The organism is Clostridium sp. MCC353 (assembly GCF_018785315.1).
Taxonomy (GTDB): domain Bacteria; phylum Bacillota; class Clostridia; order Lachnospirales; family Lachnospiraceae; genus CHH4-2.
On record NZ_WQPN01000052.1, the window covers coordinates 23,081 to 34,173 of the forward strand.

The 11,093-nt window shown below is 50.6% G+C and carries 7 protein-coding genes; 4 read left to right on the forward strand and 3 right to left on the reverse strand.

Annotated elements, in window-relative coordinates; genetic code table 11:
* Window positions 1-278 precede the first annotated feature (278 nt).
* Complete coding sequence (locus GPL15_RS10520; protein ID WP_215698634.1) at window positions 279-3,965, forward strand: leucine-rich repeat domain-containing protein; 3,687 nt, start codon at window positions 279-281, stop codon at window positions 3,963-3,965.
* A 354-nt stretch (window positions 3,966-4,319) separates the two neighbouring features.
* Window positions 4,320-4,781, forward strand: coding sequence for an SMI1/KNR4 family protein (locus tag GPL15_RS10525; protein WP_215698635.1), 462 nt, complete (start codon window positions 4,320-4,322; stop codon window positions 4,779-4,781).
* Window positions 4,782-4,948: 167 nt separating this feature from the next.
* On the opposite strand, the gene GPL15_RS10530 is transcribed toward GPL15_RS10525, so the two are convergent.
* Window positions 4,949-6,277, reverse strand: a complete 1,329-nt coding sequence (locus tag GPL15_RS10530; RefSeq protein WP_215698636.1) for an enolase C-terminal domain-like protein — start codon at window positions 6,275-6,277, stop codon at window positions 4,949-4,951.
* A 250-nt stretch (window positions 6,278-6,527) separates the two neighbouring features.
* Between GPL15_RS10530 and GPL15_RS10535 the strand changes: the two genes are divergently transcribed.
* On the forward strand, window positions 6,528-7,427 hold the full coding sequence (locus tag GPL15_RS10535) for a LysR family transcriptional regulator (protein ID WP_215698637.1): 900 nt from the start codon (window positions 6,528-6,530) through the stop codon (window positions 7,425-7,427).
* A 4-nt stretch (window positions 7,428-7,431) separates the two neighbouring features.
* Here GPL15_RS10535 and GPL15_RS10540 read toward each other — a convergent pair whose 3' ends face one another.
* Both GPL15_RS10540 and GPL15_RS10545 read right to left on the reverse strand, forming a co-directional pair.
* Window positions 7,432-8,757, reverse strand: a complete 1,326-nt coding sequence (locus tag GPL15_RS10540; RefSeq protein ID WP_215698638.1) for an MATE family efflux transporter — start codon at window positions 8,755-8,757, stop codon at window positions 7,432-7,434.
* A 382-nt stretch (window positions 8,758-9,139) separates the two neighbouring features.
* Window positions 9,140-10,696 (reverse strand): sigma-54-dependent transcriptional regulator, encoded by a 1,557-nt coding sequence (locus tag GPL15_RS10545; RefSeq protein ID WP_215698639.1) that lies wholly within the window; start codon window positions 10,694-10,696, stop codon window positions 9,140-9,142.
* Window positions 10,697-10,813: 117 nt separating this feature from the next.
* Between GPL15_RS10545 and GPL15_RS10550 the strand changes: the two genes are divergently transcribed.
* Window positions 10,814-10,954: a hypothetical protein gene (locus tag GPL15_RS10550; protein ID WP_215698640.1), complete on the forward strand. Its 141-nt coding sequence runs from the start codon at window positions 10,814-10,816 to the stop codon at window positions 10,952-10,954.
* Window positions 10,955-11,093: the final 139 nt, after the last annotated feature.

The following is an 11,093-nucleotide window of genomic DNA, read 5'->3' on the forward strand; positions in this document are numbered from 1 at the left end:
AGCTTTGCTGGCTATAGGATCGCACTGTGGCGGTAGGGAATCATGTCGCTGAAGCGGCCCGCCGCAGGCGGACTACCGACTGAAGCTGGAGCTTACCTCCGGCAGCCTGCTGGTGCTGCACCATATGAACGACGGCAGCAAGTATCTGGTGCAGGCAAAATCAATGGAAGTTTTGAAGAAACCGCCGGAGCTGAAAGATGCGTGGGAATACAGTATCGTACCGGAGGTGGAGCAAGGATGAGTAAAAAAGATGAAATGAATCACGAGGAGGGTTTGAGATGAAATGTAAATGGAGACGAACATTATCCGTACTTCTGCCCATCGCCATGCTCTTTAGCATGACAGGGATGAACACGGTGTCTGCGCTGGAGGGCGGCCCAGTTATCGGCGGGTCCGGATTGTGTGAACATCACAAGGAGCACACCGCCGACTGTGGCTATACCGAGGGGATGCCGGAAGTCCCCTGTGCCCACGAGCACAGGGACGAGTGCTACAAGGAAGTGACCAATTGCACGCACGCGCATAGGGATGAGTGCTATGGGGACGAAATCCCCACTGCCACCGACAGCGGCGCGTCGGAGCCGCTGGACTGTGCTCACATCTGCGATGAAGAGAGCGGGTGCGTCACAGCAGAGCTGGACTGCCAGCATAAGCATGACGAAAACTGCGGCTATGCTCCGGCTGTTCCCGGTACTCCCTGCACCTTTTTGTGCGGGGAATGTGTAAAGGACAGCGGCGGGCAGAACACGCCGCCTGCGAACGACGGGCTGAGCGAAGGTGACCTGCCCTACATCACGGTCAACAACGCCGGGACGGAGAATCCCAATTCGAAAGATGTCACCACCTACACGATAACCGTAGAGGTTTCCGGTGGAAACGGTACGGCATCCGCATCCCAAACCTCCGCGGCGGAGGGAACGGCAGTTACGCTGACCACCACGCTAAATGATTCCTCTTTGTGCAAGGTGCCCGATATAACTATAGAATATAATAGTATATCGAAAAAAGTATATAATAAGCGATTTGAAATGCCAGCGGCGGATGTGACGGTACATGTTGTTTTCAATGAACACATATTCGGCGAGATTTGGGATATGAACAATGCCATTTACTGCAAACAATATTGTCAGACATGTCATGTCCTGATTACCCGGGGGACCCATAGCTATAGCGGCAGTGACGATCCGGATTGTGACACCTGTGGCAAGACCCGGACCCTCTACAACATTACCATGACGACCGAGGGAAACGGCACGGCATCCGTCCAAAGCTCCGCGGCAGCAAAAACAGAGGTTAAGGTGACCGCCACACCGGGCGATCCCTCTTTGTGCGATCCCAAGATAACCATAAAGTATAGAGGCAATACGGCCTCGGTAATTCTCGGTTCGTTTCAAATGCCGGCAGCAGATGTGGAGATGCATGTTGTTTTCCGCGAACACACACCGGCTGGGAGGTGGATGCTCAGCAATTACATGTACTGCCAGGAAATATGTTCTTCTTGCCGTAATGTGATTATCCGGGGAACTCATATCTATGACGACAATACCGATTTGATATGTAACCGCTGCGGCTACACCCGTTCAACTTACACCATTACCGTAGAGACGGAGGGAAACGGCACGGCCTCCGCTTCCCACTCTTCCGCGGCGGCGGGGACAGAAATTACGCTGACCGCCACACCGGATAGCGGCTATCAATTCAAAGAATGGCGATTCCCACGATGGAGCCCGGACAGTGTTACGAATAACAAATTCACAATGTCTGAAAACCATGTGAAGGTGGTGGCCGTCTTTGAAGCCATCACCGGCCAGAACGACGGATACCACAGCGGCGACGTGATGGCGTTCCAGGCGATCCTTGACGCACACCCCTCGCTGGTGAGCGGCGGCGTCAGCAGGGACGACCCGGCAAGCTGGGAAGCGGCAGGATTGGTAAAATGGGACCGTAACAGCAGCCTGAAAAGAATTACCCTTTTATCCCTGGGGGATAAGGGTTTAACGGGCACGCTGGATGTGTCCGGCCTGACGGCGCTGAACCTTCTGTCCTGCATTAATAACCAGTTGACAGACCTGACCGGGTTGGGGAGCCTGACGGAACTGACCGATTTGGTCTGCGTCAATAACCATCTGACAGACCTGACCGGCTTGGAGAACCTGACGAAACTGGAGTGGCTGATCTGCGCCAATAACCAGCTTACAGACTTAACTGGGTTGGGGAGCCTGACGGAACTGCGTCTTCTGATCTGCGCCAATAACCAGTTGTCAGAACTGAACGGCCTGGGTAACCTGACGAAGCTGACCAGCCTGAACTGCTCTAATAACCAGCTGACAGAACTGAACGGCCTGGAGAACCTGACGAAACTGATCGAGCTGATCTGTGCCGATAATCCTTATGTGTCTTTCACAGCAAAGGACGGACATACCTTGACCCTGGCCTCAGCAGTGGGTGGCAAGGTATGGATGACGGGCTACAATATGGAAGATAATGCGGTGGAGCTGACTGCCAAGCCGGACGACGGCTATACGTTCCAGAAGTGGTCGGCTTTGCCTGTCGGCGCAGCGTCAAGCGGGAATAAGGCCTCCTTCACCCTGTCCGGCACCATGACCGTGGCGGCTGCCTATGAGAGTATTCCGGCAGGCGCAGCGGCTGTCACCGGGGTAAGGCTGAATCAAGCAAACCTTTCCCTTTACAGTAACACCACCCCAAACACCGCTACCCTCACTGCCACGGTTTCTCCGGCAGATGCTGCCGACAAGACAATGACGTGGGCAAGCGGCAACACCGCTGTGGCAACCGTTGACCAGAGCGGCAAGGTAACGGCAGTGGGCAACGGAACCGCTGCCATTACTGTCACCACCACAGACGGCGGCTATACTGCCATCTGCACCGTAAGCGTTTCCACCTATTCCGATGGAGACGGCGATGGTGACGGTGAAGGCGGCGGTTCGTCCTCCGGCGAAGGTTCGTCCTCCGGCGGCGGCACTATAACCGTTACCCCGCCAGCCACCGGCAAGCCGGATACGGCCACCAACGCGGAAATAAAGGTAACGCCCACTGCGGGCAGTGATGGCAGCGCCACAGTTACCGTGCCTGAAAAGTCCGTCACCGATGCCATCAAAGCAGCCCAGAACGCGGCGAAAAAGACAGGGACAGAGAATAACGGCGTCTCCGTCACCATCGATGCCGCCACGACAGGGGGCGCCAGCGATATTACGGCAACCCTGACGGCAGGATCGGTGGATGCGCTCATCAAAGCAGGCGTTACCGAGGTACGAATCAAGAGCGACACCGTGACCATCACCCTTGATCTGGCCGCGCTGAAAGCGGCCCAGGCCGTGGCAGCCGGAGCGGTCACCGTCTCCGCAAAGCCGGTGGCGGCGAATACCCTGTCGGCAGAGGCGCAAAATGTCATCGGCAGCCGCCCGGCGTTTGGCTTCACGCTCACCAGCGGCGGCAAGCCGGTCACGAGTTTCGGCGGCGGCTGGGCATCCCTCTCTATTCCCTACCCCCCGCAAAAGGGCGAGGACACCGGGAAATTATGCGTAGTCTATGTGGATGATAACGGCGGCGTAACCTATTTAACGGATTCCAGCTATGACCCGAACACCAAAGCCATGCTTGCCAGAACCGGGCATTTCTCGGTCTACGGCGTGGGCTACAAGCAGGACACGCCACAGTTCAGCCCGAATACCGGCATAACCCGCGGGGTATTCGTCACAGCGCTGGGCTGGACGCAGAACGACGCAGGCCAATGGCTGTATTATGAGAATGGCAAGCCTGTCATCGGCTGGAAGCAGGTGGACGGCAAATGGTATTATCTTGATACGGCTGGCCTTATGCAGTCCGGCGGCTGGAAGCAGATTGGCGGCAAATGGTACTATCTCTACGCGGACGGCTCCATGGCGGTCAATACAAAGATCGACAGCTATGAAGTCGGGCCAGACGGGGCATGGAAAGAATCTTGATTTTTCATTATACCTAAACATCAGTTATTATGGAAAGCCGTCATCCGCCATCAGGCGATGACGGCTTTCCTTTCTTTTACGGGCTGCATTATGAATGGAAACCGGATTCAGATCAAGCGCAGGCACTTTGAAAAAATGACAGATGGACTGGACGTGATGTGAATGCAGACGGGCTTTGAATATGCTATACTATCTGTAAGGCATATCAAGGCTCATGGAAAAACCAAGTTTGCTTATTCGTGGAAACTGATTTCTACGGACAAAATCCCTGCCAGGAAACGCCACTGTATTGCACTTGGGGATAAAATCAAGCAGATACAGAAGGACCATATCAAAATAAGGGGGAGCTGCCTCATGTACATCCAAAAATATCTAAACGCATTGGCCGCCTATTGTCCGGATTTGGAAAATCGTTTTGCATGCGGCGCCGGAAAAGAGCAGATACAGGAATTTGAAGGGCTGGCCGGAGCAGCATTTCCGGCAGAATATTATGAACTTTATCAGGCCGTCAACGGAGAGAACCAATACATGGCGTCATTCCTCGGTTTTGAATTATTAAGCATTCAGGCTGCCCAAGAGGAATACAGGATTCTTTTGGACTGCCCCTATCAGGTACTCTCTGCCGAAGAGGGCCGGATAAAAGAAGGAGAATACCGACGGGGCTGGATTCCCATCGCCCATGACGGCGGCGGTTCTTTTATCCTCATGGATCTGGAACCGGGGAAAAATGGAAAGTACGGACAGGTCATCACATTGGACCGGGAAGACGACATTTCCTATGTCCTGGGAGACAGCCTGGAACTTGTCTTTAAATGATCAATTCAGACCGCGTGCTGGAAGAAATCAAAGAATACTGCAAACTGACCTCCTGGGGGCATAGGGGGCTTTAGAAATTGAAAAAAGGGGGAACTCTGATCCGGGATATAAAATATGGGACAGGCTGATCTAAACCAGTCTGTCCCTCATCTCATACAGGTATTCGATTATCTTACTAAACAAGGTTTCTTAGGATTGAATTTCCATCCCGGAATCAGATACTGCATTCCGATGGAATCGTCTCTTCCGCCCAGGCAGTTATCCAGATATAACTGATGAGCTTTCTTAATCTGATCCATATCAACTTCGATTCCCAGTCCCGGTTTCTTGGGAACTTCCACGCAGCCGTCCACAATCTGAAGTGGTTCTTTTGTCAGTCTTTCCAGACCTTCCTGCCAGATCCAGTGGGTATCCAGAGCGTTGTATTCTCCAGGAACCGCAGCGCCGACCTGAGTGAACATAGCCAGGGAAATGTCAAAATGGTTATTGGAGTGGGAACCCCATGTATATCCGAAGTCATGGCACATCTGGGCAACTCTTACAGAACCGCTCATGGTCCAGAAATGAGGATCTGCAAGGATGATGTCAACCGCCTGTGATTCTAAGGAATGGCCTACTTCTCTCCAGTCCGTAGCGATCATATTGGTAGCGGTCGGGAAACCGGTGCGGCGTCTGAACTCGCTCATGATCTCTCTTCCTGAATATACGCCTTCAGCTCCGCATGGATCTTCACAATATGTAAGAATTCCCTGCATTCCCTTTACATACTCAACCGCTTCTTCTAAAAGCCATCCGCCGTTGGGATCCAGGTCAATTCTTGCGTCCGGGAATTCTTTCTTCATTGCCCGGATCACATCCATCTCTTCATTGCCCGGAAGAACGCCGCCTTTCAGCTTGAAATCCTGGAAACCGTATTTCTCCTGGGTTGCCTTTGCAAATGCCACAATCTTATCCGCTGTTAACGCTTCTTCATGGCGGATGCGGTACCATTCACAGTCAGAATCCGGCTCGGAATCATATGGAAGGTCTGTCTTGTTGCGGTCGCCTACAAAGAATAAATATCCCAGCATTCTGACTTTATCCCTCTGCTGTCCTTCTCCAAGGAGTTCACAAACCGGCACACCCAGGTGTTTTCCTAAAAGATCCAGGCATGGAGCTTCAATGGCTGTAATTACATGAACGCCGGTACGAAGGTCAAATGTCTGGTTTCCTCTCACGTCCACTTCTCCTCTGGAATCCAGATATTTTTTAACTTTTAATAATGTGCTCTTATATTCGGAGATTTTTGTGCCTTCTACGATAGAAATGCATTCTTCCAGCGCTTTTGTGATCTTCTGTCCACCGGGAACCTCTCCCACGCCTGTTTCCCCATTGTCTGCATGAAGAACTACGATGTTTCTTGTGAAGTAGGGTGAATGCGCCCCGCTTAAATTTAATTCCATACAATCTTTTCCGGCTACCGGATAAACTTCCATCTTTGTAATTGTTGGTACCATAATCTCTTCTCCTTTTCTTTTCCCCATTCGTCTGGTATAATTTACTAAAATGCGTTTGAAAACTGCTTTTCCATTGGATCTTTGCTGGAAATGGATCTTCGAACACGCTCTAAGTTGTTATGTATTTATTTTAGTTTAGTTCAGTCAAAAAAGCAAATTCGCAGATGTGATAGCTGGCATCAGTTTTACTAATAGCTTGCTGTTCACTCCGTGGCCAGACACACTCAAATACACAGAAAGGACTTCACTCATGGACACCAAATATCTGAGTTATATCCTAGAAATCGCCAAGCAGCGAAGCATCACCAAAGCAGCCAATAACCTGTACGTATCCCAGTCCTCCCTGAGCCAGTATTTATCGAAGCTGGAAGCGGAGATGGGCACTCCCCTTTTCACCCGGACCAAAAATGAACTGATCCCCACTCCCGCCGGACAACTCTACATCGAGGCCGCAAAGTCCGTGATCCAGATCCAGAAACAGCTCTATCAAAATGTCTCCTCCCTCTCCCAGACCGGCCAGATTCAGGTAGGCATTTCCTCCCAGTGGGGAATCGATATGATGACGGATATCCTTCCCGCGTTTAAGCAGAAGTTCCCCCACATTACCATCAAAATACACGAGAGCAAATACAACCGGCAGGTCCAGCTTTTATCCAGCGCCAAGCTGGATATGGCGGTGATGGCCGTCAGCGATTTATCGGAATTCCCCTATCAGTATGAATTTCTGAGAAAGGAAGAGATTCTCTTCGCCATCCCGGAAAGCCACCATTTCCACATCAGCCACCCGGATACAAAGGAGATAACGATACCCGACCTGATCAGGATCTTTAAACAGGAAAGCTTTATTCTGTCAGCAGAAGGTTCTACCCTGCGTCAGAGCACAGACCAGATTTTCCGGTCCCATTATTTTAAACCCATCAGCGTCTGCGAGGTGAACAGCAATTCGGCCGCGCAGAGGCTGGTGTCAAAAGATGTGGGCATCGCATTCATTCCCGCTTCCTATAAAAACGGCGAACAGGGGATCGCCTATCTTTCCCTGGTTCCGGGACTATACCGGGATAATGTGATTGCGTTCAGAAAAGGGTTGCACATAACAGAAACAGAGGAATACCTGATCCATCTGATCAAACAGCATCCTCTGTTCCAATAGAATTTTAAACCGTCTTCTGTTTTTTATTGGCTTTTATCACATAGGGCACTTCGGCCAGCAGCATACAGCTCCATCCTGCCATGCTGGCATAGGCCACAGCGGGAAGCCCCATAACAGGAACCAGGAAATAAACGAAAATAACCCTTATGGTGATCTGGATCAATGTGGCGATCAGGGTGATGGTCATATTGCCCAGGCCTCTGCAATAGCCCTGCAGGCCATTTGTAAATCCGGGAAAGATATAGAACAGCGCCATCAGCCCCAGGTATTTCACGCCCATGCCCACAGCGTCGTCATTATCCAGAAACAGTCTCATAATCGGTTCCCGGAACAGCCAGATCATGATGCAGATAAATATCCAATAGCAAAACTCCAGGGTCAGGCCGTGTGTCAGGCCCTTTTTCATGCGGTCCGTCTTCTTGGCCCCCCTGTTCTGGGACACAAATGTCATCATGCCATGGGAAATGCTCTGCTCCGGCGTCAGTGCGAAATCATCCACCCGGTTTACCGCGTTAAAAACAGCAATTGCATTAACTCCCAGGGAATTGATGCTGCCCTGGATCAGCAGCTTTCCGATGGGCTGGCAGGACTGCTGAAGCGCGGTTACGGAACCATTTTGTAAGGTTAATTTAAGCATCTGTTTATCCATTTTAAGATCCCGCAGTCCCAGTTTCAGCATGGGCACATGCCGGAAAACATAGATGAAACACATCAGCGCGGAAACGCATTCAGCGATAATTGTTGCCAAAGCCGCACCCACCACTCCCATTTTAAAAATGGCTATGAATATAAAATCCAGGCATCCATTGAGAACCGAGGCCATGGCCAGGAATTTGATAGGTGTTTTGGAATCCCCAACGCTTCTCATGGCCGCCGAGTAGGCATTGTATGCGAAGGTAAATGGCATACCCCAGAATATGATTCTCAGATACAGGGTTGCCATAGGCAGAATGTCCTCCGGCACGTGCAGAAGTTTCAATATGCCTTCTGAACACAGCTCCCCGAAGGCCACAATGATCACGGAAAAAATGAGCCCCAGCATCATGGTGGTGGAAACCGCCCGTTTTAACTTTTCCATCTCCTTTGCGCCGAAAAATGTGCTCATCAGCACCGACGCGCCGATGCAGATACCCGTAATTCCCAATATCACGATATTCATTACCGGATTGGCCGTGCCCACCGCTGCCAATGCCCCGGTTCCTATGAATTTCCCAACGATGATGGAATCCACCGCATTATAGGTAAGCTGAAACAGGTTTCCCAGAATCAGCGGAATGGAAAAGCGGATCAAATGGCTGTTAATATTTCCCGTGGTCATGTCCCTAACCATATGTTTTCTCTTCTTTCTCTATCTTTTTTGAACGTCACTGATTTGCGGATGGAATTGCTTTGATCTTTGAGTATTGCCTTAACATTCTGTGATGCTTCCTCAATATTCTCAAACGGTTCCACAAATCGTGCGGTTCTTCAAATACAGATTTAAGTATAATAGAGATTTTCCATTTTATATATATTTTTTTCGCTGATTTTATTTCATTTTGAAATACTTTTCATATTTCCTTGTTTCTCTTTTCATTATCTTGTTTATTTTCCTGTTAGTTTTTCCTGTCGTCTTTTCCTGTTAGTTTTCCTGTCGTCTTTTCCTATTTGCTTTTCCTGCTAGTTTTTCCTATCTTCTCTTCCTGTCTGCTTTTCCCGTTTAAATTTCCTGCTTATTTTTTCTTATTCAACTTTCTCCATAAAGTGCTGTGTCCGATCTGCAGCCGCCGTTCCACCCGCGACTGGTTCATCCCCTCTTCTTCCATCACCCGGCGGATGATCCTCTCTTCAATTTCTGAAAGGCTTCCGTTCAGATCCACAGAAACCAAATGGCTGCCCCCGCCTTCCCCCTCTTCCATAAGCACCTGTTTCACATCAGAATCTTTAATGAACATTCCCTTTTTGCCCAGGACCAAATGGTTTAAAACCCTCATAAACTGACGGGTATTTCCCGGCCACCCATATTGTTCCAGCTGTTCAAGTCCGCTCCGGTCAATTCCGGCGCTGTAATTTCCGCAGGCCATATCCAGTTTTCCAAGATAAACGCTAATCATGTTTTTGATTTCCCGGGAATATTCTTTCAAAGGCTTTAACTCGATTCTGACTTCGTCCAAAACAGCCTGCAGCGGCCGCAGCAGCATCTTATTCGCAACGCATTCATCCACCGGCAGTTCACAGGAAGCAATCAGCTTCAACTCCTTGTTTTTTTCCAGTTTACGCAGAATGCGTACCATTTTTTTCTGCGCCTCCGTTTTCATCCGGTCGATGTCTTCCAAAAACAGGATGCCGCCCTCCGTTCCAAACAAAGCGTCCAACGCTTCGTCCAGCAGTCCGAAATCCTGATTTTCAGAAACAGCGCAGCAGTCCAGGCGGATGAATACCCCCTTTTTCTTTCTGCCAAAACAACAGCACAGATAACCCGCATCATTTTTACAAGTTCCATCCCTCCCGCTTATGATGGTGGGAAATGGGGTGCGGCTGTAGTCTTTTATCATTTCCAACTGGCTTTTGGGAAATACGGTATGGACATCCCCAGCCGACATTTGGCTTATGCGGCTGACAATTAAAAGGTTCGACACCTCCTGCCATCTCGTTGGCATTTCCCGGTCCGCTGGGAAAACGGGGGCCGGTTCCCTCCGGTGCGGTCCGGCAGTTTCGCCCTTTTTGGCATTTCTCAGATGGAGGCACAGCCTTTCGGCTTCCTCCACCGCATCCCTCACGCCCTCCGGCCCGCTGGTTAACAGCATGCTGTTCATACCCATTTCCAATGCGCTGTTGTATACAATATGATCTCCTATGATCAGTTCATACCCTTGCTGCTTCAAAACGCCCACAAGGCCCTCCACCTGCGCGTGCTCATTATAACTGAACGCATCCACATCGCTCTCCATCAGGCTGCCGAAACGGGAAAATTCCTCCGTCAGATTCTCCGACGCCAGAAATGCCTTTTTCCCGGTGTAGCCCTCAGCCAGCTTCAAAATGCGGAGAATATCAAAGGCCGTGATTCTGATTTCGATCACCGGCAGACGCGTAACGGTGCGGCAGACATTTACAGTGCCGCCGCGGGTGATAACCGCTTCATACTTCTGATCCGCATTTAACGCGCGTATCAGCTCCGGCGCTTTCTGATAGTTGCCCACATAGATATCAATGTCCTTGTACCCGTATTCCTCCACCACCGCCAGCGCCACTTCCTTCAGGCCGGGATAGGGGGTGATTAAAAGCAGCATTCTGCGTCCTCCCTGAAATAAAATCGATTTATGACAGCTTTTATTATATCATAAATTGGGATTTAATTGAGGAAGTTACGCAGAAAAGTGGGACGAGGGGACGGACTGGATGTTTGGATGGGGGCGGGCCAAGGGGCATCCTTCGGGGATGAAAACCAGCTTCCAACCGTAAGTGAAACTAAGGCTCCAGGGACAGAAAAAGACGGTCCGATGCCCATTCACGGTAAACTCTTTATGGGACTTTTCCCTGGAGCCTAACTTTCACTAACGGTTTCCAGATGGCTTTCATCCCCGAAGGATGCCCCTTGGCCCGCCCCCATCCAAACATCCAGTCCGTCCCCTCGTCCCGCTTTCCTGCTGGTGTTCTCCGAAGCTGGGGAATTAAATGCCATTTAGC

Bases quoted from the DNA above. Each gene is read 5' to 3' on its own strand.
- GPL15_RS10535 (WP_215698637.1), top strand. From the start codon at position 6,528: ATGGACACCAAATATCTGAGTTATATCCTAGAAATCGCCAAGCAGCGA.
- GPL15_RS10550 (WP_215698640.1), top strand. From the start codon at position 10,814: ATGGGGGCGGGCCAAGGGGCATCCTTCGGGGATGAAAACCAGCTTCCA.
- GPL15_RS10530 (WP_215698636.1), bottom strand. From the start codon at position 6,277: ATGGTACCAACAATTACAAAGATGGAAGTTTATCCGGTAGCCGGAAAA.
- GPL15_RS10540 (WP_215698638.1), bottom strand. From the start codon at position 8,757: ATGGTTAGGGACATGACCACGGGAAATATTAACAGCCATTTGATCCGC.
- GPL15_RS10525 (WP_215698635.1), top strand. From the start codon at position 4,320: ATGTACATCCAAAAATATCTAAACGCATTGGCCGCCTATTGTCCGGAT.
- GPL15_RS10545 (WP_215698639.1), bottom strand. From the start codon at position 10,696: ATGCTGCTTTTAATCACCCCCTATCCCGGCCTGAAGGAAGTGGCGCTG.
- GPL15_RS10520 (WP_215698634.1), top strand. From the start codon at position 279: ATGAAATGTAAATGGAGACGAACATTATCCGTACTTCTGCCCATCGCC.